Annotated in this window: 22 protein-coding genes; 5 read left to right on the forward strand and 17 right to left on the reverse strand. The window is 72.0% G+C overall.

Going from position 1 to position 19,793, the window contains the following annotated elements:
- Window positions 1-25: 25 nt before the first annotated feature.
- The 12 genes from AB0N04_RS03845 to AB0N04_RS03900 all read right to left on the reverse strand — a co-directional run bounded on the left by AB0N04_RS03845 (window position 26) and on the right by AB0N04_RS03900 (window position 8,644).
- Entirely contained in the window at window positions 26-178 is a 153-nt protein-coding gene (locus tag AB0N04_RS03845; protein WP_360214624.1) for a hypothetical protein, read from the reverse strand.
- A 15-nt stretch (window positions 179-193) separates the two neighbouring features.
- Window positions 194-469 (reverse strand): hypothetical protein, encoded by a 276-nt coding sequence (locus AB0N04_RS03850; protein WP_360214626.1) that lies wholly within the window; start codon window positions 467-469, stop codon window positions 194-196.
- Complete coding sequence (locus AB0N04_RS03855) at window positions 466-669, reverse strand: hypothetical protein (RefSeq protein WP_360211304.1); 204 nt, start codon at window positions 667-669, stop codon at window positions 466-468. Before AB0N04_RS03855 ends, AB0N04_RS03850 begins: the two co-directional genes overlap by 4 nt.
- A gap of 15 nt (window positions 670-684) precedes the next feature.
- A complete protein-coding gene (locus AB0N04_RS03860) occupies window positions 685-870 on the reverse strand; it encodes a hypothetical protein (protein ID WP_363363190.1) in 186 nt (61 codons plus the stop codon).
- 256 nt (window positions 871-1,126) lie between these two features.
- Window positions 1,127-3,364 carry a hypothetical protein gene (locus tag AB0N04_RS03865; protein WP_363363191.1) on the reverse strand — a complete coding sequence of 746 codons (2,238 nt, stop codon included), beginning with the start codon at window positions 3,362-3,364 and terminating at the stop codon, window positions 1,127-1,129.
- 106 nt (window positions 3,365-3,470) lie between these two features.
- A complete protein-coding gene (locus AB0N04_RS03870) occupies window positions 3,471-4,508 on the reverse strand; it encodes a hypothetical protein (protein ID WP_360207656.1) in 1,038 nt (345 codons plus the stop codon).
- Window positions 4,509-5,311: 803 nt separating this feature from the next.
- Entirely contained in the window at window positions 5,312-5,734 is a 423-nt protein-coding gene (locus AB0N04_RS03875; RefSeq protein WP_360207653.1) for an RNase adapter RapZ, read from the reverse strand.
- A gap of 49 nt (window positions 5,735-5,783) precedes the next feature.
- A complete protein-coding gene (locus tag AB0N04_RS03880) occupies window positions 5,784-6,164 on the reverse strand; it encodes an RRQRL motif-containing zinc-binding protein (protein ID WP_360207650.1) in 381 nt (126 codons plus the stop codon).
- A 3-nt stretch (window positions 6,165-6,167) separates the two neighbouring features.
- On the reverse strand, window positions 6,168-6,524 hold the full coding sequence (locus AB0N04_RS03885) for a hypothetical protein (protein ID WP_360207647.1): 357 nt from the start codon (window positions 6,522-6,524) through the stop codon (window positions 6,168-6,170).
- On the reverse strand, window positions 6,521-7,546 hold the full coding sequence (locus AB0N04_RS03890; RefSeq protein WP_360207644.1) for a DUF2637 domain-containing protein: 1,026 nt from the start codon (window positions 7,544-7,546) through the stop codon (window positions 6,521-6,523). Before AB0N04_RS03890 ends, AB0N04_RS03885 begins: the two co-directional genes overlap by 4 nt.
- A 94-nt stretch (window positions 7,547-7,640) precedes the next feature.
- Window positions 7,641-7,898 carry a hypothetical protein gene (locus AB0N04_RS03895; protein ID WP_360207641.1) on the reverse strand — a complete coding sequence of 86 codons (258 nt, stop codon included), beginning with the start codon at window positions 7,896-7,898 and terminating at the stop codon, window positions 7,641-7,643.
- Window positions 7,899-8,041: 143 nt separating this feature from the next.
- The gene (locus tag AB0N04_RS03900; protein WP_360207638.1) at window positions 8,042-8,644 is read right to left on the reverse strand and encodes a hypothetical protein; all 603 of its coding nucleotides are present in this window, start codon (window positions 8,642-8,644) and stop codon (window positions 8,042-8,044) included.
- A 333-nt stretch (window positions 8,645-8,977) separates the two neighbouring features.
- Between AB0N04_RS03900 and AB0N04_RS03905 the strand changes: the two genes are divergently transcribed.
- The 3 genes from AB0N04_RS03905 to AB0N04_RS03915 all read left to right on the forward strand — a co-directional run bounded on the left by AB0N04_RS03905 (window position 8,978) and on the right by AB0N04_RS03915 (window position 11,139).
- Window positions 8,978-9,325, forward strand: a complete 348-nt coding sequence (locus tag AB0N04_RS03905; protein ID WP_360207635.1) for a GntR family transcriptional regulator — start codon at window positions 8,978-8,980, stop codon at window positions 9,323-9,325.
- Window positions 9,326-9,589: 264 nt separating this feature from the next.
- Entirely contained in the window at window positions 9,590-10,591 is a 1,002-nt protein-coding gene (locus AB0N04_RS03910) for an AAA family ATPase (RefSeq protein WP_360207633.1), read from the forward strand.
- A 134-nt stretch (window positions 10,592-10,725) separates the two neighbouring features.
- Window positions 10,726-11,139, forward strand: a complete 414-nt coding sequence (locus tag AB0N04_RS03915) for a guanylate kinase (protein ID WP_360207630.1) — start codon at window positions 10,726-10,728, stop codon at window positions 11,137-11,139.
- Between the two features lie 18 nt (window positions 11,140-11,157).
- Here the strand turns inward: AB0N04_RS03915 and AB0N04_RS03920 are convergent, their stop codons facing one another.
- The 4 genes from AB0N04_RS03920 to AB0N04_RS03935 form a co-directional block, all read right to left on the reverse strand.
- Window positions 11,158-12,003 carry a DUF1932 domain-containing protein gene (locus tag AB0N04_RS03920; protein WP_363363199.1) on the reverse strand — a complete coding sequence of 282 codons (846 nt, stop codon included), beginning with the start codon at window positions 12,001-12,003 and terminating at the stop codon, window positions 11,158-11,160.
- Window positions 12,000-12,659, reverse strand: a complete 660-nt coding sequence (locus AB0N04_RS03925; protein WP_360207624.1) for an HAD family hydrolase — start codon at window positions 12,657-12,659, stop codon at window positions 12,000-12,002. Before AB0N04_RS03925 ends, AB0N04_RS03920 begins: the two co-directional genes overlap by 4 nt.
- Window positions 12,660-13,293: 634 nt before the next feature.
- Entirely contained in the window at window positions 13,294-13,695 is a 402-nt protein-coding gene (locus AB0N04_RS03930) for a hypothetical protein (protein WP_360207621.1), read from the reverse strand.
- A gap of 177 nt (window positions 13,696-13,872) precedes the next feature.
- Window positions 13,873-14,832, reverse strand: coding sequence for a hypothetical protein (locus AB0N04_RS03935; protein ID WP_360207618.1), 960 nt, complete (start codon window positions 14,830-14,832; stop codon window positions 13,873-13,875).
- A gap of 273 nt (window positions 14,833-15,105) precedes the next feature.
- On the opposite strand from AB0N04_RS03935, the gene AB0N04_RS03940 reads away from it, so the two are divergent.
- Both AB0N04_RS03940 and AB0N04_RS03945 read left to right on the forward strand, forming a co-directional pair.
- Window positions 15,106-15,327, forward strand: coding sequence for a hypothetical protein (locus AB0N04_RS03940; RefSeq protein WP_363363203.1), 222 nt, complete (start codon window positions 15,106-15,108; stop codon window positions 15,325-15,327).
- Between the two features lie 197 nt (window positions 15,328-15,524).
- Window positions 15,525-18,557, forward strand: coding sequence for a bifunctional [glutamine synthetase] adenylyltransferase/[glutamine synthetase]-adenylyl-L-tyrosine phosphorylase (locus tag AB0N04_RS03945; protein WP_360207615.1), 3,033 nt, complete (start codon window positions 15,525-15,527; stop codon window positions 18,555-18,557).
- A gap of 141 nt (window positions 18,558-18,698) precedes the next feature.
- Here the strand turns inward: AB0N04_RS03945 and AB0N04_RS03950 are convergent, their stop codons facing one another.
- Window positions 18,699-19,664, reverse strand: coding sequence for a phosphatase PAP2 family protein (locus AB0N04_RS03950; protein WP_360207612.1), 966 nt, complete (start codon window positions 19,662-19,664; stop codon window positions 18,699-18,701).
- Window positions 19,665-19,793: the final 129 nt, after the last annotated feature.

The raw sequence follows: 19,793 nt of genomic DNA on the forward strand, positions 1-19,793 counted from the left end.
GCGACACGAGGGCCGGTACAGGCCGTCAGAACTCGCCGGTCTGGTGGGCGATGTAGCCGGGGCAGTAGGAGTCGGGGCAGGCACAGCCCGCGCAGTCGTCGCACAGAGCTTCGCCGCATTCCTCGCACCACTGGTGGCCGGGGCAGTACGGGGACGCGCAGTCGTCGCAGTACGGCACGTGGGTTTCTCCTGTTCAGGCGGCGTTGCGGGGTCGGAACTGCAGGACGGTGGCGAGTCGGGCCGGGGCGTCGGCCGTGGGGGCGAGGGTGGGTTCGCCGCCGTCGGGCGGGGCGGTGCCGGCGGCGTTGGCGGCGCGGTTGGCGCGTTGGGCGGCGGAGTCGGCGAGGACCTGCAGGACGGCGGCGGATTCGGCGCGGCCGCGGCGCTGGGAGATGAGCACCGCGGCGGACAGAGCCATGCCGGGTGCGAGGAGGACGGCGGTGGTGAGGGCGTCGGTGGTCGTGCTCACGGGGTTCCTCCGGTGTGGGTGAGGAGGGTGAACAGGTCAGTGCCGAGCAGGGCGGCGCGCTGCTCGATCGCGGTCCAGGACTGGGGGTCGATGTGCATGAGCGCGGCCAGGGCGGCGGGGCCCTGGCCGTTGGCGGCGGCGGTGAGGGCCTCACGCAGGTGGACGGCAGCGAGCGGGCGGATCGCGGCGGGGGCGGTCACGGCGGGGCCGGCCGGTCAGTGGTGGAACAGGCCGACGATGGCGGCCAGTGCGGTGTTGACCGGGTCGGCGAGTCCGGTGGAGGCCACCGTGAAGCCGGACAGCCAGACGATGACGGCGGTGCCGAGGCTGGTGCGGCGGGCCTTCACGAGGAGGATGGCGATGACGGCGAGCAGGACGGTCAGGCTGATCGTGACGGCCATGGCGGCGGTCCCTTTCCGTGCATGTCGGTGACGGAGCGTCGTGAGGCGTGTGGGTGGCACACGCGTGTGGGGCTGTGTGGGGCTGGGCCCCGGTTTCGGGGCCCAGGGCGGGGGTTGTGTGGGGCTGGGTGTGGGCCCCACACGCCCCACACGGGCAGGTCAGGGCCCCACACGCCCCCACACGCGTCTGTGTGGGGCCACGGCCATGTGTGGGGGTGTGTGGGGCTGGCGTGTGGGGGTGGGTGAGGCCGGTTGGCTACTGGCGGTAGCGGGTGAGGGCGTCGGCGAGGGTCGCCGCGTAGAAGCCGGTGCGGGTCGTGCCGTCGATGCGGACGGTGCCGGCACCGGGCCGCTCGACCCCCACCGCACGCAGGAGCGCGCCAAGTTCGGACCCGAGGGTGTGGGCGTCGGCGCCGAGCGCGGCGGCGAGGTCGGCGGTGGACATCCGGTCCCCGCCGTCGGCGGTGATCGCGGCGTGAGCGCGCACGAGCAGTTCCGGCGCGGGGTCGGCGGCGGGCTCGTAGACGCTCGAGTCGTCGAACGGGTCCCCCGCGGGCGCGGGGCGGGTGCCGGAGAGGTTGAGCCCGCCGCCGGCGGGTCGGCGGTCCTTCAGGAACCACTCCCGGGCGGCCGCGAGGTCGGCCGGGCCCTTGCTGAACGAGAGGCTGAGCCCGCCGGCGGGGCGCCCGGCCGCCGCGGCCGGGGTCGGGTCGGAGTCCGTGCTGTCTGGGTTGGCCCAGAGCCATCCGGCGCGTTCGTCGTCCCAGCGGTGGGCGTAGTCCTCCCCGGCGGCCTGGACAGACACGGCGTCGAGGACGGGGCGGGTGTGGTTGGTGGCGAGGACCGCGGCCCGGACCTGGCTGGGGCTGGTCCGCCAGGTCTTGAAGGGGGTCGGGGCGAACCCGCCCTCACCGCTGGCACCGATGACACCGCTGCCCTTGGTGTTCAGCTGCCGGGTGTCGACCCGGGACCGGGGGAAGACCTTGACGACGTTGTTCCCGGCGCTCTCCCCGCTGGTGAGCGCCACCCCGACCGGGGAGAACTTGCGCACTTCGGTGTCGCCGAGCGCGGAGACGTTGCCGTCGACGGCGGTCAGCACGAACCGCTCACCCATGGCCCGGGTGGTGCGCATCGCCTTGCGGACGGCCTCACGCAGGTCCTTCAGGACCTTCGGGGCGGTGGGATGGACGGACAGCAGCTCGGCACCCTCGTCGACGACGACCATGATCTGTGGCAGGGCCGCGGAGACGGGCAGCAGCGTGGTGTCCTCGCGGTCCAGCAGGTCCTGGTAGTGCTGCTGGCGGGCGGCGTTGATCCGCAGGACCGCGGTCATCATCCGCAGGGCCTCTTCCGGGGTGGAGGCGACCCAGTCGACGCCCGGGCGGGTGCCGGCGGGCGCCGCCTCGGTGCCCGCCTTCGGGGCTTTGCGGCCGGTGGCCTCCAGCCACGGGCGCATCCACGGGATGCCCACCGCCCCCGCTTTCAGGTCGATGACCCAGGTCACGACGTCGGTGCAGCGGGCGAAGCCGGTGATGACGCCGTCGACCAGGGTGGATTTGCCGGATCCGGGCGGGCCGAGCAGCAGCGCGCACGCCTCCCGCAGGTAGACGGTGACGGGGTCCTGGTTGGGCAGCAGGCCCCAGGGGATGCCGGTCAGGATCGACAGGGGGCTGTAGTCGGCGGGGTAGTCGTGCGACTCGGCCATGCCGTTGACGGTCGGCACGTCCAGCACCACCCGCCCTTGGATGTCGCCCTCCTCGACCGCGATGACGCAGCCCAGCGGCAGTTTCGCGTCGCCTGCCAGGGCCCGGGCCTTGGCGGCGATCTGGTCCCACGTCGCCGCCCCGCCGGGCAGCTCGACCGCGAGGGAGAACCCGCCGCCGGTCGTCCAGAACTCGACCGCGAACACCCGCACCGTCACCGCGGCGACGCGCTGGATGCGGTCCTCCCACTCGCGGGCGATGGTGCGGCGGCGCTGGTCGAGCGCGTCGGCGGCCCGGCTCGCCTGCGGCGTGAGGGCCAGGCGCTCCTCCTCCGCGGCTTCCTCGTGGACGGCGGCGGTGGAGGCCATCGCGCCGATCCCGACTCCGAGCCCGGCGAGCGTCCCGGCCGCGGCCCAGGAGAGGGGGCCGGTGTGGATGGCCCAGGTGGTCCAGCCACCGGCGAGCAGCCAGGACGCGGCGCGGGTGACGACGGTCATCGCGGTCAGGCGCCGGTGGACACTCCAGCCGACGCCGTGACCGATCGCTCCGGCCGCCCCGACCGCCAGCGGCAGTGCCTCGGGCATGCCGGTCGCAGCGCCGAGCAGGGCGATGGCTCCGGCGCCGGTCGCCGCGGACACGGCGCCGGTGATCGGGCCGTGCGGCGCCGCCCAGTCCAACGGCACCCCCTGTCCGGCCCGGCTGGGCTTGGGGGTCTTGGGCTTGTCGGTGCGGGACCCCGTCGGCGGCGTGGGGTCGGTGGGCAGGTTGGTCAGGTTCAGGTTCTCGACCACGGGTGTTCGTCTCCAGGGACGGGCCGGGGCGGGCCGCACGGTGCGCGGCCCGCCCCGAACAAGGGTGGGAGATGCGGGATGTGGTGGAACTAGGTTGCGCAGTTGGCTAGTTGTTGGTGGTGTCCCACTTGTCTTCGCCGTTGCGGGGGTCCTCGTGGCGACGGATGTCGCCCTCGTGGGCCTGGCGGAACGCGGGGCCGGCCTCACTGGCGGCCCCGACGGCCAGCTGCAGGAACATGTAGATCTCTTGCAGGGCCATGCCGACCTGCGGGTCGAGCGGGAACTCCGCGTCGCACCGCTCGGAGAGAATCTTGAAGACGTTGGCGATGCTCGTGAGGGCGTCGGGCAGCTCCTCGACCATGGCCAGGACCTGCATCATCCCGTCGGGGTCGAAGGTGGCGGCCATGACCTCCATCTCCGCGGCGACGGCGGCGAAGCTGAACGAGGCGACGTTTTCCATGGGTACTCCCGTGGTCGTGGTGCTGTCGGTGGCGTTGTGGTTGCGCGGGGCCCGGGGCACGGTGTCCTCGACTGCGGCGGCGTCCGGCTCGTCGGTCTGGTCGAGGGTTTCGGCGGCCTGCAGGTCCGTTTCCAGGTCGGCGGCGATGGCCTGGTCCCGCTCCTCGCGGGCCGCGGCGGCGGCGCCGATCAGCCGGGCGAACAGCCTGCGACCGGGGTGCATCAGCCAGGGCAGGCCCAGGTGCCGGCCGATCGGGGTCGTGACGGCGCCGACCAGGCCGACCGCTCCGGCCAGCAGCGCCGCGGCGGCCCATCGGGCCCAGTAGCGGGCGGCGGAGCGGCGAAGACGGCGGCGGGCCCCGCGGGCGGCGGCGGCCCGGCGCCGGGCGATGCGTCGCTCCCGCACTCGATCGTCGGCCCGTGCGTCCCGCAGCTGCCGGCGGGCTGCCCGCCGCTCCTGCCGGGCCTGACGCCGGGCCTGCCGGGCAGTCTCCCGGGCACTGCGGGTAGCCCGACCGGACGACGACACCACCGGCCCGGACCCCGGCCCTCCCGTGGGCGTGCCCGCCCGCTGCTTCCGCTGTGCGGCCGCGGCCGTCTTGGCGGCGCGCTTGTCGTCGCGGGCGGCCTGGCGGGCGGCGCGGCGGGTGTCTCCGACGCTGCGGCGGGCCGCGGTGTCCTGCACCCGCCGATCCCGCCGCGACGGCCCGGCCTGGGCCCTCTCGGCCCGGGCCGCGCGCACCTGCGCCGCCCGCACCCCAGCCGCCGACACCGCCCCGGCGCCCGGCACCCGACCAGCAGCACCCTGGCGGGACCCGTACCCGGTGCCGGCCCCGGACCGGGCACCCGTGCTGGTTGCGGCCTGGCGGTGCGTGCCCGCGGTGGTGCCGCCGGGCGTCGGGTGGGCACCGTGCCTGCCGTGCTGGGCCGGACGCGTCGGGCCGCCGGCCGGGTGGTGCCCGGCCGCGCCACGGTGCCCGACCGCGCGGGGCTGCTGGCCGCGGCCGGCCGGGACACCGCCCAGCAGTCCACCGGACGGCGCCGGACGCCGCCCGCCTGCCCCGGACAGGCCAGGCATCCGACTGTACGAACCGCCGCCGCTGGAGCCGGGGTTGGTGCCGGATTGGCGGTTGGTCTGCCGCGTGTTCTGGCCGCGGCGCTGGCGGTTGCGTCGGGCCCGCACGGCCGCGGCCCCGGCGGCTGCAGCGGTGCCGCCTGCGAGGGCGACCCACACCGCGGGCCCGCCCGCCAGCGCGGCCGCACTCACGGCGGCGACCGCGGAGTTCCCGGTGGCCACCGCGAGCGGCACGGCCGGCAGGCCGCCGCGGGTGTGGGCCAGGCGCGCCGTCGTGCGCGGCGCCGTGCTGTCCGTCGTCGGACGCTGCGGCGCGGTGGGGGAAGGGGGCTGCGGGAAGGGCGGTTCGACGACTGCCCCCGCCGTGGTGGCTGGGGCGAGCGTGTCGGGCATGCCGGTACCTCCGTTCTGGGTCACGGGCGGGTGGCGACGGCGTCGCCGGTGGCGGTGCGCTCGACCACGGGCCGGGCGAGGTCACGGTGGGTCAGCTCGACGGGGACGCCCGTCTTGCCGAGGCGCCGGGCGAGGATGCGGGCCACCGTGGCGGCGCGGTGGCGACCACCTGCGCACCCGACCGCGACGGTCAGCGGTGCGTCCGCGGGGCCGAAGTCGTAGGCGTCGGCCAGCGCGGCGGTGGCGGCGATGACCTCCTGAATGCCCGGGGTGGCGAGGACCGCGGCGCGGACGGGCAGGTCATCGGCGGTCATGTGGCGCAGGGCGGGGTCGACGTGCGGGTCACGGAAGTGGCGGCGCAGGTCGAGGGTGAGGTGCGCGGACTCCGGGGCGGGGCCGTGCAGGTAGCCGAACGAGATCACGCGGATTTCGGTCACGGACATGACAGGGGCCTCCATGCTCAGGTGGCAGAGAGCAGCTCAGGGGGGTGGGTTAGGCCGCGAGGGCGGTGGGCTCGGCGCAGGGCAGGCAGGTGCCCAGGTGCGCGGGGAGCACGTAGCCGGCATCCGTGCCGCAGACGGGGCAGGTGCGGCGGGCCGTGTTCGCGGCGGCCAGCGCCCGCCGGCGCCCCGGGGTCATGGGGCGCACGGGCGCGGCGAGGGTGAGGCGGTAGAGGTAGGCGACCCGCACGCCCGACTTCGAGCGGCGGGAGCGCCACATGATCTGCGCGGCGACGTCTTGCCCGCCGGGGCGCAGGCCGCGGGCGCGGAGCTGTCGGCGGGTGAGCAGGCCGGCGGGGGCCATCCTCCACGGGTAGGTGGGGGTGCCCCCGTGCCGGCGGCCCTCCGGGTCCCAGAACTGGGGCCGACTCACCGTTCAGGCCCAGGTGTCGGCGGGCTCGGGCAGCTCGTAGTAGCCGACGAGCTCGATCGGGACGCCGTAGGCGGTGCCGCGGGCGATGAGCCAGGCCAGGGTGCCGCCCAGCTGCCACTTCTGGTCGACGGCGGCGGGGTCGAGGTCGAGGGCGGCGCGCCACTGCTCGAACTGGTCGAGACCGTCGTGCAGGGCCAGGCGCACACCCCACATCCACGGCCTGCCGGACGTCCGGAGCTCATGCAGGCCAGCGTTCGGCGTCGGCAGGTCCGGGTTGGTGGTGAGGAGTGCGAGCAGGGCGCGGGCGGCGTCGGCCTGGCCCCCAGCGGTCGCGGTGGTGGTCGTCTCGGCGGTGGTCACGATGCCTGCTCCTCGGTGGTGTCGGTGGTGGGGACGGCCTGCAGGGCGGGGCGCTCCTGGTGTGCCGTGTGGAGTTCCTGGTAGCGGGCGGAGCGGAGTTCCTGGTAGCGGGCGGCGACCCACCCGGCGGACCAGCCGGTCAGGTCGACCGCACGGCGCTGCGGGATGCTGAGCGTGAAGGCGTTCAGCACGGTCATCCGGGCGTCGGCTTCGGGCAGGCGCTCGGCCGGCGGGGGCGCGGTCAGGAGTTTCTGTCGCAGCCGCTCCACGTCCTGCTTCGCGCTCTGCTCACGCTCGTGCTCACGGCGCTCACGCTCGCTCACCTCGCGCTCACGGCGCTCCCGCTCGGCCTGCTCTGCGTCGCGGCGGCGCTGCTGTTCCTCGCGCTCGGCGGCAACCCGGCGGGCCTGTTCCTCGCGGTCCTCGCGGGCCATGCGCGCGACCCGCTCATCGTGCTCACGGGCCATCCGGGCGTCGTGCTCACGGCGCTCACGCTCGGCCCGGTCGGCACGGTCGTACTCGGCCAGGCGGTCCGCGCGTTCCTGCCGGCGGCGCTCTTCGGCACGGCGTTCGCGCTCGGCTCGCTCATCGCGCTCACGGGCCTCCCGGGCGGCCAGCGCGGCGGCGATCGCCCGCCGGTAGGCCAGCGATGTCTCCGCCGTGACGATCAGCAGCAGCGGCGCCACCGCGTGGACCGCCACCCCGACCTTGTCCCGGTCCAGGGCGGATTGGCCTACGTTGAGCAGCACCGTCATGGCGCCGGTCATCCAGCGCAGCACGACCGGCCACCGGCCGCCGTCGCCGCCCAGGCGTGCCAGGGTGCTGTCCATCCGGACCACGATCACCACCGCCGCATCCACGACGAGCGGCAGGATCGGCGCCGTCCACTCCCAGCCGTCGGGGGTGTGGTGGGACATCAGCGGGGTCACCGTGAGCACGCTGTAGAGGACCGCGCCCAGCGTGATCGTCCACGTCCCCACAGCCAGCGCCCGTTCCGCGGACCGGATCTGCTCCGCGCTCATCGGCGCCTTCACCGCGACCACCACCCGGTGCGGGATGAGCGGGTCGTGAGTACGTGGTGAGCGGCCGTGAGCGCCGTGAGCGCGGGGCCCGCCCTCACGCCGCCACCTGCCGAGCGGCCGCGTCCGGGCGGGTGCCGGCTCGGCGTCGCAGCGGCACCGGCGCCGTGTTCAGCAAGCGCTCGGCGTAGGCGGCCAGCGCCAGGTCCTCCCGGTGCAGGTCCGCCAGGATGTCGGCCGCGGCGTCCATGCGGACCTCGCGTTCGGCGTCGCTTTCACCCGGCACCCCGGCGAACAGCCGGGTCAGCTCCGAGTCCACGCCGAGCGCCAGCTCAGCGAACTCGTTGTCGTCCATGGCTGTCTGGCCTGCAACAATCGACCACATGGGTCTGCCTCGTTTCTCGTGTTGAGGGGTGGGTCCGGCGGGGGCGGCTCCTCTTCCGGCCAAGGACACGGGAGCCGTCCACCGCGCAGGCGGTAAGTAGGTTGAGCTGGGGCTTAGTGCTCCGGCGCCAGCGCGCCGTTGCCGTAACGGCGGGAGCCGTCGGCGCACAGCACGATGTGACGCGGCCCGTTGCGGAACGGGCTCCAGGCGGCGACCAGCTTGCGCTCGTCCTCGCCGACCACGTCCAGTGCACTCGCCGGGCGGGCAGCCAGCAGCTCGTCGATCAGGGCCTCTACACGGCCCATTCGGGTCCGGTCGACCACCCTGGAGTCTTTGCGCGCGGCGGCACTCCGGGCGAACTCCCTTGCCGTGTCGGCCAGGCGGTCGCGGTCGGGTTCGAGGCGCCTACCGGCGGTTGCCTGCTGCTGGCTCTCCTGCTCGCTGGCAGCCGCGGCCTGGCAGGGGTTGCACAGCGTGCCAGTGTTGACCCGGTTCAGCCGGGCCCCGCAGGTGGTGCACGTGGCGTGCTCTTCCTCGACGGCTTCGCGGGCGACTGTTCCGGCCTCGGCCAAGGCCACCGCGCCGGCCGCGAGCACCGTCCGCCAGTCCTGCTCGCTGATCTCGCCGCTCCACCGCGGTGCCCGATTCCCGGTCAACCGGCCCAGCCGGCACGCCACTGCCCGCCGCCGCCGCTCGTCGCCCTGTGCGTTCGCCACCCACGCTCCCTCTGACGTCCGGGAGGAACCGCTGGTCAGCGACGCCACACGGCAGGCGTAGGAACGGCCGGTCACAGTCGGAGCGGAGGTCGTGCGGGACGTGGCGAGCATGGCGAAGCCTCCTGAATCGTCAGGTGGAGCTCAGGCGGGATCAGCACGTTGGCGTGCTGGAATAGCGCGGCTTGAGAGCTTTGTTCTCTCTGCCGCACAGTTCAACTGTGAGGCAGAGTGGGCAGAGTTGGCAAGTCCATCGGGCGAGCGACATGCGGAACCATTGGTTCCGGGCGATGGGTGCGGCACTATGAGGCAGAGACGCAGAGATGTGGAGTGTTGATGGTCGAGTGGACCGGAGGGAAGCCCGCCTACCGTCAGGTGGCAGATGCCCTTTGCGTGCGGATCGCTGCCGGTGAGTTCGCTGCCAGCGGGCGGATTCCGTCGTTGGCGGAGCTCCGGGAGCAGTACGAGGTGACGCAGACGGTTGCCCGGGCGGCCGTGACGCACCTGAAAGAGGCTGGTCTGGTGGTGAGCCACCAGGGCAAGGCGGCGTTCCTGGCTTCGGATGCAGGGATCAGGGCAGGTGTGTTGGCCGGCGGCGCCGAGCAGCTGCAGCGGGAACTGGCGGAGGTCCGAGACGAACTTCGCGCGCTGGCTGCTCGCGTTGCGGAGCTTGAGGCCAGGTGACGGTCGGGCGGGGGGATCGGGGGATCGCGGGTTCGCCGCGGTCCCCTCTCTGCATATCGGGGCGGCTGGCTCCCCATTGCTACCTCCTTGGTGGTGTGGACTGATCTCAGTTCACGCCGGCAGCCAAGGAATCGGTATCACGGAGCTTTACCGGTATTCGGCGGAGCATCTTTACACGAGTAGTATCACGACTTCTATCGCGATTTTCAGGTGACTCAACGAGCCGCTACACTCGCGGCACGAGCAGTTTCCTAGGAGGGGAATATGGCTCGGCAGCGCCCAGATTGGAATCCGACAGCTCTCAAAGGGGTCAGGGAGTCCCACGGTCTGACCCTTGAGGAAGTCGGCGAGAAGCTGCGGGAAATCGGCGAGCGGCACAAGTTCAGCCTTGCGGCCAACTTTCAGACAGTCTGGGCACACGAGAAGGGGACCGCGTACCCCCGCCCTGACTATCGCCGGGCCTACTGCATTCTCTACCGTCTCAATGAGGCGGAGCTGGGTTTTCGCCGAGCTCTCCCCGGAGAGGTCGCTACAGTGCCCAAGCCGCGTTCAGCAGAGGCTGCCCCAGATCTGGCCGAGACCATCCTTGAGGCGCTCGGCAGTATCCGCGAAGGTGTGGAAGGGGTTGACGTCGAGGCATTCCGAACCCGCATCGTGGAGGAGTGGAGGCGCCGCGCAGGCGGCGATGTCGCCAACCCGGTCATTCTCCTGGTTGGCGGCTACGCCGGTTCCGGAAAATCCGAGTACGCCAAGTTCATCGGGCGCCTCACGGGATGGCCGATTCTCGATAAGGACTCACTGACGCGGCCGCTGGTCGACCAGCTGCTGCTGGCTCTCGGAGGCGAGGCCAACGACCGGAGCTCCAGCCTCTATCGGGAGAAGGTGAGGCCTCTCGAATACCGCTGCCTCATGGAGGCTGCGTGGGACAACCTGAATTGCGGGACCTCGGTGATTCTCGACGCGCCGTTCCTGGCGGAGTTCTCGCAGGCGGACTGGATGCAGCGCTTCTACAACCGATGCAAGGCGAAGCGTGTTGCCGTGGCCGCGATCTGGGTCGAGTGTGACCCCGACTCCATGAGGGAGTACATCGAGTTCCGAGGTGCAGCCCGGGACATGTGGAAGATGGAGGCCTGGGAGGACTACCTGGCCACAGTCGACCTGAAGCTCAGGCCGGCCGGTCCGCACTTCGTGGTGGACAACCGACTCGGTGCGGCCGTCGCCGCCGCGGACCAGGCCCGCGACGCGCTGAGCGGGGGCGGGCTGTGACCCCCCGCGGCCTTGTCCTCTACGGCCCGCCGGCAGCCGGAAAGGACACGGTGACCCGGGCCCTCCAGGAGCTTGGAGACTACCGACTGTTCTCCAGGCTCAAGGTCGGAAGCGGAAAGTCTGAGGGGTACCGAATGGGCACTCCCGAGCAGCTTGCCGAGCTGGAGTCGGCGGGCGATGTCATCTACCAGAACAGCCGGTACGGCAATACCTACGTCATCGACCGCCCCGGAATGGACGCCGCTTTCGAGGCAGGCACCCCGATCGTGCACCTGGGGCAGGTCGACGGCATCGCCGCCCTGCTCGACGGCTATCCGGCGGACTGGGCCGTGGTGCTCCTGTGGTGCGGACGGGAAGTGACCGCGGCCCGCTCTGCTGGTCGGGGGGACCACGACACAGAGGCACGCCTGAGTGCCTGGGACGCCACCCAAGCTGACGTCGAGGCGCACCCTGGGCAGGTGTGGGATCTGTCGTTGGACACCAGCACAGTGGACCCTGCAGGCGCCGCCCTGCTCATCGACGAGCTCATCGTGGGCGGCGGTCGGTAGCGGCCGCCGCAACAGCTCCTACGGGCGGGCGAGTTGGTCAAGGGCCTCGTCGGGCGTCAGCTCGGCGAGGCCCTTGCTGCCCTCCCACCGAGCGAGGGTCTGCGAGACGGCCCTCAGCAACTCCTCAGGCAACCCGACCCCGGACACCATGTCGGCGGCCTCGTCCATCTCGGGCCCCCATCGCCACGCCCGGGCGGCCGTCTTGGCGATGTACCCGGTCTCCAGCAGGTAGCTGCCCTGCCGCGCGCCGGCAACGTCGAGCAGCGCATCATCCACGCCGTGTGCTCGCGCCGCGCCGAAGGCGACCGCTGCGAGCACACGGGACGCCTTCTGGTACGAGCTGTACGCCAGCTTCAGGGCCGATGCCCGCCCGACTTCGTCCCCGAGGACGGGAGTTGCCACCGCGCTCCCGACGAACAGCCTCTCCAACACCGAGACGGCGGCGGACGGACCGGAGAGGTACAGCCGGGTTCGCTTCCCGTTGATCGGCGGAGAGCCGATGACTGCGCCGTCGACCACGGCCCGGGCGGAGCTCCCCAGCAGCTCGGCGATGCGGGCCATGCGCTCCGGGCTGATGGCGTTGGCCTCCACGTAGATGCCGGCGTACTGGCGCTCGGCGACGTCGTGAGCCAGGCGCTCGGCAGCGGCCGGCGGACAGAGGCTGACGATGACGTGGGCCTGTTCCACCAGGTCGCCCAGATCGGCGACCGGCTCCAGACCGGCCTGCTCGGCCCGAGCCGCGGTGGCCGGACTGCGGCCCGCTGGGCACCAGAGCACCCGCGCCGCGTTCGGTCGGGCGCAGGCGGCTACCGCGGCGCCCATGCTCCCGGGGTGAAGGATCCCAACGGTCGGCTTGATGGTCATCGTGCACCCTCTGGAAGTCCGAGCAGGAAGTCCGCCGCATCGACGACGGTCGTTGCGATGTGGTCGGGGGTCAGCCCCGGCACGGTCCAGGCGGTGCCCGCCGAGATCCAGACCGTTCGCAGGCCGGCAGCGCTGGCCCCGGCGATGTCCGTCACCGGGTTGTCCCCGACCATCCAGGCCTCTGCCGGAAGTTCAATGCCGCAGCGCGAAGCAGCCGTCCTGAAGGCTGCAGGATCCGGCTTCCGAGCCCCGGCCTCCTCGGAGATGCACACCGCATCCACGTGGTCGAGGATGCCCGCGGCGGTCAGCTTGGCCTGCTGGATGTCCGTCGGGCCGTTGGTCAGCACGCCTACGGACCACCCGGCAGCTCTGAGCAGATCCAGGCGGGCCAACGTGGCCGAGTCACACACCGCCTTCGCGGCCATTCCCGCACGGTAGGTGGCCCACAGCTCCTCCGGCGGGTCGGCCAGCCCGAGTTCGACTCGCAGGCCTTCGAAGGTCTCGGGCCGGGCGCGGTCCTGCAGCGCCTCGGCCAGCATCTGCGTGGCCCCCGGCGGTAGGCGTCGATCGGCGCTGAAGTCGGCCGCCCACGCGATCACCGCGTCGCGCCGGTTGATCAGCGTGTCATCGAGGTCCATGAGGACGAGCCTGCCCATGGCGACGACCCTACCTACGTCGCGAGCCGGCACACGGCGTCGGGTGCCGAGTATTTCGGACTGCGATCAGGGAATAGCATCCAGCCCCGGCGTGGGTGGCCGCTGGTTACAGACTTGGGGAATCCGTCTCGTTTGTGGATCGGGATCGTGAGGTTGTCGTGGCCGGTCAGGGTGCTGGGATGGGTGTCGCCGAGTACCTGTAATTGGGCGAGCCTGGTCCTGGGGCAGCTCGATGGCGTGGCTCAGCTCCTCGGGCCGGAGGCAGGCCGGCAACCGGTGGATAGATCTTTCCTACGGGTCAAGGGCGTGCACGGTGCCAGCACGCGGCCCGGCCGGTTGCCGCCGCTCCTGTCTGCGCCTTACACCATCGGCGGCCGGCCGCGCACGCCGAACGTGCAGCCGGGAGGATAACCGAGGTTAGAGCCTGTCGTGGCCGGGGTCGGGCAGCCCCACGCATTTCCCACCTCACAGGCTCGGTACCCGAGCCGAGCAAGAACGGGGGCACTCGGCCAAATTGGGCAGGCCCAGAAGCCTTGACCGAGTCGCAACGGCTTACGGCCTCCCGATCATGCTCGACCCCGAACCAGGTAGGACACCAGCCAGATCCGTTCCACTGCCTCGTTGATATCTGAGCTCATTCGCCGTTCCGAGCTCCTAGGGAGCGCCTATTGACCACCTGCACCTCCTCGCGGTTTGGATCGTTCGTTCCATCGTGATCCGATACATCAATCAATAGCCTGAAGAGCCAGATTAGGCGCACTGTCCTGGCGGTGCCCACGGCTAGCAGCATTTCAACTAGCCAACCGGCCCTGCCGATTGAATCGCGCGTGTCATAAATCATTACTGCTAGGCAGCCAATTGCTACCGCCGCCATGGATGTCAAGATGCTAACCCAGTTCCGGCGCAGGCTATCGCCGAATCTTGCACGCAAGAACGTCATGCGGCGACCAGAGCTGGAGGCGTACTGGCTAATGGCGGCAGTGCCAAATCCGCCGATGATTGCAGCGACTGATGCTACTGTCGCATAGATGCTCATGCGTTGATCTGCTGGATGTTCAGAAAGGACATGTCTCCGTGAGAGCGCGGCATGGAGCGCCGTGATGGCAAGTGCAATGAGCCAGTCACTTATCGGGTGTTCGCTCCAGGTGTTATGGGTGGATCGGGTGATCCGTGTCCAGCGGGCCATTGCTTTCCCCCTTCGGCTCCTGTGAGCCTAGGGCACGGTACTGACAGCGTCCCGGAGCTCTCGCTCATGCTCGTTGGCGACCTGCAAGATCGCTCGCACGGCGGCCTCGTGCCAAGGGGCGCCACCCTCGCTCCGGCGCATAATGACCTGCTTCTGTGAGGTGATGTGGTCGGAGACGAAATTGATCTTCTCCTCCACGAGTTCGCCGTCGGCGTTTGCAAGCGTCACGTGTGCGATGGCGCGATCGACAGCACCATTTTGGCCGACGAGTCCGGCATACTGGGAGATAAAGGTCTGCACATCCTCGCGCAGTTGCCTTTCGCCGCGAGCCCGGGGGGTGCCGCGGCTAAAAAATCCTTGCTTCGGAATCTTCATGCTGAGGGTAATGAGTGCGTCTGGGTTGTGCCTGTGAACGCGTCGCGACATATCTCCGAGGCCTCCTACTTCGGAGGCGAGGAGGTCAGGCCCGGGGCGCATTCGCATCTCGAAGAAATTTACCTCTTCTGCATTCTTCAATTTCTCCCAGGCGCTCTTGCCGATCAGGGGAATGATGGCGATGTCACGATTCAGCCCGGAGTCCATGGAGTTCAGCCATCTTTGAACGGCGCTGATGCGAGGGGCTGACATGGTGCCCTGGAGCACGCCGATGACGTTCCCAAAGGGGAGAAAGCACGCCACTGTTGTGTCGACGATGCTGCGATTCTCTTCAAGCTGCAGATGGTCGATATGGCCATGCTCCCAGTCGACCTGCTGGATGTCGCCGTCTCGAAGTCGGGCCAGGCCAAGGTGATATTCTCCGCCCGCCGAAACTGGCTCGCCGAAGTAGACGTCATTGGTGTCTCGGTAGAGGCGCTGCTGTGGTGAAATGTCGCCGATATTTGAAAGTACGGCCTGCCAATCCACCTGGGACATGCGCATATCGCCTGCCTCTTTGGGGCGGACAATCTCGTAGAAGGCGACGGTCTTCTTGCGTTCCGAATTAGCCATAAAGCACCCCCTGGCGATGTGCGCTAGATCCTCGCGCTGCGCATGGGTCAGTAGTATGGCCGCATACTTGCGCTTTGGCTACCGAATGTGGCCAACTCGTTGCCGCATGGAAGCGTGTGATCATCGGATGAGTCCGAGATCAGTTTTCCCGTGCCACCGCCGTGCCTGAACGGGCGGTACGTGGCGGTCAGTCGTGGGCGCTTGCGGCGCGGTGGCCGGGGAACTGGCAGACGGCACAGGGCGCAGGTCACGCGAGGAGGCGGACCGGCGTTCTTGTTAAGCAGTCCCCTGCCTGGGGCCGTCTGTGGGCCGTCCGGGGCTGGCCAGCAGCGACCAACAGCACCGCCCAACGACCCCTCCGCGGCCGGTATCCGGCGGCTGATCGATTCCGTCCTGCAGCTGCATCAGTTCCTGCGCAACAAGCGCCAGGAGTGGGAGGAGTACCGCTCCGAGGTCACCCCCTTCGAGCTGCGCAAGAACCTGCAGGTGCTGTGAGCGGCTGACGTTCGGTCGAACGGCCGGGGCCCGCTGTCGTCCGACCGGATGACGGCGGGCCGTCCCGTGTGGGGGGGGCGACTCCCCGGCGGCCCCCCCGCCGGGTGGCTCCCCGCCCGGTGGGGCCGTCCGGCGCTCGCGCCCGGCGGCGGGCCGCGCGGGCGCGTAACCTGCTGGGGCGGACGGATGGAGGGGCCATGGCGGTGGAGGAGCAGCGGGCCGGGAGCCGGGTCAGCCGGCCGGAGATCAGGCTGGTCCGGCGCGGGTTCACCGACCCGGCGCAGGCGGTGCGGCTGCTGGCCGGTCCGGGACTGGAGGGCCTCGCCGACGACCCGGTGCTGCTGGACGCGCTCGGTGCCACCGCCGACCCCGACCTCGCCCTGCTCGGCCTGGCCCGGCTGCTGGAGGCCGCCGACGAGGCGGACCGGCACACCCTGCGCGACACCCTGACCACCTCCAAGCCGCTGCGCGACCGGCTGCTCGGCGTGCTCGGCGTCTCCACCGCGCTCGCCGACCACCTCGCCCGTCACCCGCACGACTGGCACGTGCTGGTCACCTTCGAGCTGCGCGACATGCACCCGGGCCCGGAGGACTTCCGCCGCGCGCTCGCCGAGGGCGTCCAGGACGGCGGTCGGCAGGGTGCGCGCACCCCGGCGGACGCCCTGCGCACGGCCTACCGCCGCTGCCTGCTCGCCATCGCGGCCCGCGACCTCACCGGCACCACCGACCTCGCGCAGACCGCCGCCGAACTCGCCGACCTGGCCGGCGCCACCCTGCAGACCGCCCTGGACCTCGCCGCCGAACAGGACCCGGACGCGGCCCGGGCCTGCCGGCTCGCCGTGATCGGGATGGGCAAGTGCGGCGGCCGGGAGCTCAACTACGTCTCGGACGTGGACGTCATCTTCGTCGCCGAGCCGCGCGAGGGCGTGGACGAGCAGGAGGCGGTCCGGGCCGCCACCCGGCTGGCCGCGGCCCTGACCCGGCTCTGCTCGGACACCACCGGTGAGGGCACCATCTGGCCGGTGGACGCCAACCTGCGCCCCGAGGGCCGCAACGGCCCGCTGGTGCGCACCCTGGCCAGCCACCTCGCCTACTACCAGCGCTGGGCGAAGACCTGGGAGTTCCAGGCGCTGCTCAAGGCCCGCCCCGTCGCCGGGGACGCCGAGCTCGGCGCCGCGTACGTCGAGGCGCTCGCACCGATGGTCTGGCAGGCCGCCGCCCGGGAGAACTTCGTCACCGACGTGCAGCAGATGCGCCGCCGGGTGATCGACTCGATCCCCGCCACCGAGCTGGACCGCCAGCTCAAGCTCGGCCCGGGCGGGCTGCGGGACGTCGAGTTCTCGGTGCAGCTGCTCCAGCTGGTGCACGGCCGCACCGACCGGGCGCTGCGCAGCGGCAACACCCTGGAGGCGCTGGCCGCGCTCTCCCGCGGCGGGTACGTCGGCCGGGCGGACGCCGCCTCGCTGGACACCGCCTACCGCTTCCTGCGCTCGCTGGAGCACCGGATCCAGCTGCACCGGCTGCGCCGCACCCACCTGATGCCGACCGGCGAGGAGGACCAGCGCCGGCTGGCCCGGTCGCTGGCCGGGCTGATCAACGACGACACCCGCTCGGACCCGGTGGCCGCGCTGCAGCGCGAGTGGAAGCGGCACGCGGTGGAGGTGCGCCGCCTGCACGAGAAGCTGTTCTACCGGCCGCTGCTGGACGCCGTCGCCGAGCTGCCGGCGGGCGCGACCGGGCTCACCCCGGACGCGGCCCGGGCCCGGCTGGAGGCGCTGGGCTACGCGGATCCGGCCGCCGCGCTGCGCCACCTCAGCGCGCTCGCCTCCGGGGTGAGCCGCAAGGCCGCGATCCAGCGCACCCTGCTGCCGGTGCTGCTCGGCTGGTTCGCCGACTCGTCCGACCCGGACGCCGGTCTGCTCAACTTCCGCCAGGTCTCCGACGCGCTCGGCCGCACCCCCTGGTACCTGCGGCTGCTGCGGGACGAGAGCGCCGCCGCCGAGCAGTTGGCCCGGGTGCTGTCGGCCGGCCGGCTCGCCCCCGACCTGCTGCTGCGGGCCCCGGAGGCGGTGGCCATGCTGGGGGACCCGCAGGGCCTGGAACCGCGCGGCCGGGCCGCCCTGCAGCAGGAGGTGCTGGCCGCCGTCGGCCGGGCCGGCTCCACCGCCGCGGCCGTGGCGGCCGCCCGTTCGGTGCGCCGCCGGGAGCTGTTCCGGACCGCCGCCGCGGACGTCCTGGGCCGGCTCGGCGAGGACCCGGCCGAGGCGCTGGACGCCGCGGGGGAGGCGCTGACCGCGATCAACGCGGCCACCCTGCAGGGCGCGCTGCGCGCCTGCGTGGCCGGCTGGGAGGCCGAGCACGGGGACCTGCCGACCCGGATCGCGGTGATCGCGATGGGCCGCCTCGGCGGCCGCGAGCTGGGCTACGGCTCGGACGCCGACGTGCTCTTCGTCCACGAGCCGCTGCTCGGCTCGCTGGACGAGGACGCGGCCCGGGCCGCCCAGGCCGTCTGCCACGAGCTGCGGACCCTGCTGGGCGCGCCGTCCACCGAGCCGCCGCTGCTGGTCGACGCCGACCTGCGGCCGGAGGGGCGCAGCGGCCCGCTGGTGCGTACCCTCGCCTCGTACGCGGCGTACTACCGGCGCTGGTCGCACGCCTGGGAGAGCCAGGCGCTGCTGCGCGCCGAGCCGGTGGCGGGGGACGAGGACCTGGGGGCCCGCTTCCGGCAGCTGGTGGACCCGCTGCGCTACCCGGGCACCGGGGTGCCGGAGCGGGACCTGATGGAGATCCGCCGGATCAAGGCGCGGATCGAGGCGGAGCGGTTGCCGCGCGGGGCCGACCCGACCACCCACACCAAGATCGGTCGCGGCGGGCTGGCGGACGTCGAGTGGACGGTGCAGCTGCTGCAGCTCCAGCACGGGCACGAGCTGCCGGCCCTGCGCACCACCCGGACCAGGGCGGCGCTGGCGGCCGCCGCAGGGGCCGGTCTGGTCGATCCGGCCGACGCGGAGGTGCTGGACGCGGCCTGGGTGCTGGCGTCCCGGGTGCGGTCGGCGGTGATGCTGGTGCGCGGCCGGCCGGGCGACAGCTTCCCCGGGGAGGCCCGGGAGCTGGCGGGGGTGGCCCGCTACCTCGGGTACGGGGCCGGGCACAGCGGGGAGCTGGTGGACGACTACCGGCGCACCACCCGGCGGGCCCGGGCGGTGGTGGAGCGGCTGTTCTACGGCTGAGCCCGGAGACGCGAGGACCACGGGTGTCCCGGAGGCGCGAGGACCACGGGTGAGCCCGGAGGCGCCAGGACACGGGTGGTCCCGGACGCACCGGAGGGGCCCCGGTCGGGGCCCCTCCTGGTGGGTCGTGCGGGCGGGCGGTTACCGCCGGGCGCTGCTGACGGCGGGCTCGCTCCACTGCTCCGGGACGGTGATCGGCTCCTCCGCCGTCTCCCGGGCGGGCACCTGTGGCAGCCGGTACGCCCAGGAGTGGTAGAGCCAGCGGGCGGCGAGGAAGCCCACGGCCAGGCAGATCTCGCCGCCGACGGCGTCCATCCAGAAGTGGTTGGCGGTGGAGACGATGACCACCAGGGTGGCCGCCGGGTAGAGCAGGCCGAGCACCCGCACCCACGTCCGGCGGGCCAGGAAGAAGATCGCCAGGCCGCACCACATCGACCAGCCGATGTGCATCGAGGGCATCGCCGCGTACTGGTTCGAGACGTGGGCGGCGGGCCCGGAGGCCATCGAGCCCCAGGTGCCGTGGGCCTTCACCGTGTCGATGAACCCGCCGTCGGTCATCAGGCGGGGCGGTGCCAGCGGGAAGAAGTAGAAACCGACCAGGGCGATCGCGGTGGTGACGAAGAGCACCGTGCGGGCGGCCGCGTAGCGGCCGGGGTGGCGCCGGTACAGCCAGACCAGCACGCCGATCGTGACGACGAAGTGCAGTGTGGCGTAGTAGTAGTTCATCCCGGTGATGAGCCACCCGACGCTGTCCACGCCGTGGTTGATCGAGCGCTCGACGGCGATGCCCAGGTGCTGTTCGAGGTCCCAGATCCACGTCGTGTGCTTCTGGGCCGTCGTCGCCTGCTCGGGGACGGCGTTGCGCACGATCGAGTAGATCCAGTAGCTGATCCCGATCAGGGCCAGCTCGAACCAGAGCCTCGGCCGGGCCGGTGAGCGGCGCTGGTCGCGGATGCGGCCGCGCAGCACGGCGGTGCGGGACCGGGCGGCGCGGGTGGCTCCGTCGGGCAGGCGCCCCGGGGAGGCCGGCCGTGCGTCGGAGCCGTCGCCGTGCGCCGCGTCGGCGCGCTCGGTGCGGCGCTGCTGGATCTCGGTCGGTTCCCCCATGGTCGAGAAGTCTGCCAGACCTCCCGTCGCCGTCTGCTCATCCTCCGGCAGTGGATTCTTCACCGGTTGTCCCCCTTGAGGGCTAGGGGCCGGCTCCCACCGGGGGAGGGGGTGCGATCGGGTCTGGTG

It is taken from the genome of Kitasatospora sp. NPDC051702 (genome assembly GCF_040681575.1).
In the GTDB taxonomy this organism is placed as follows: domain Bacteria; phylum Actinomycetota; class Actinomycetes; order Streptomycetales; family Streptomycetaceae; genus Kitasatospora.

Coding starts and splice junctions, on each gene's coding strand:
- AB0N04_RS03860 (WP_363363190.1), bottom strand. CDS start 870: ATGGCCGTCACGATCAGCCTGACCGTCCTGCTCGCCGTCATCGCCATC.
- AB0N04_RS03875 (WP_360207653.1), bottom strand. CDS start 5,734: ATGTCCGTGACCGAAATCCGCGTGATCTCGTTCGGCTACCTGCACGGC.
- AB0N04_RS03890 (WP_360207644.1), bottom strand. CDS start 7,546: ATGAGCGCGGAGCAGATCCGGTCCGCGGAACGGGCGCTGGCTGTGGGG.
- AB0N04_RS03895 (WP_360207641.1), bottom strand. CDS start 7,898: ATGGACGACAACGAGTTCGCTGAGCTGGCGCTCGGCGTGGACTCGGAG.
- AB0N04_RS03905 (WP_360207635.1), top strand. CDS start 8,978: ATGGTCGAGTGGACCGGAGGGAAGCCCGCCTACCGTCAGGTGGCAGAT.
- AB0N04_RS03910 (WP_360207633.1), top strand. CDS start 9,590: ATGGCTCGGCAGCGCCCAGATTGGAATCCGACAGCTCTCAAAGGGGTC.
- AB0N04_RS03915 (WP_360207630.1), top strand. CDS start 10,726: ATGGGCACTCCCGAGCAGCTTGCCGAGCTGGAGTCGGCGGGCGATGTC.
- AB0N04_RS03920 (WP_363363199.1), bottom strand. CDS start 12,003: ATGACCATCAAGCCGACCGTTGGGATCCTTCACCCCGGGAGCATGGGC.
- AB0N04_RS03925 (WP_360207624.1), bottom strand. CDS start 12,659: ATGGGCAGGCTCGTCCTCATGGACCTCGATGACACGCTGATCAACCGG.
- AB0N04_RS03930 (WP_360207621.1), bottom strand. CDS start 13,695: ATGAGCATCTATGCGACAGTAGCATCAGTCGCTGCAATCATCGGCGGA.
- AB0N04_RS03935 (WP_360207618.1), bottom strand. CDS start 14,832: ATGGCTAATTCGGAACGCAAGAAGACCGTCGCCTTCTACGAGATTGTC.
- AB0N04_RS03945 (WP_360207615.1), top strand. CDS start 15,525: ATGGCGGTGGAGGAGCAGCGGGCCGGGAGCCGGGTCAGCCGGCCGGAG.
- AB0N04_RS03950 (WP_360207612.1), bottom strand. CDS start 19,664: ATGGGGGAACCGACCGAGATCCAGCAGCGCCGCACCGAGCGCGCCGAC.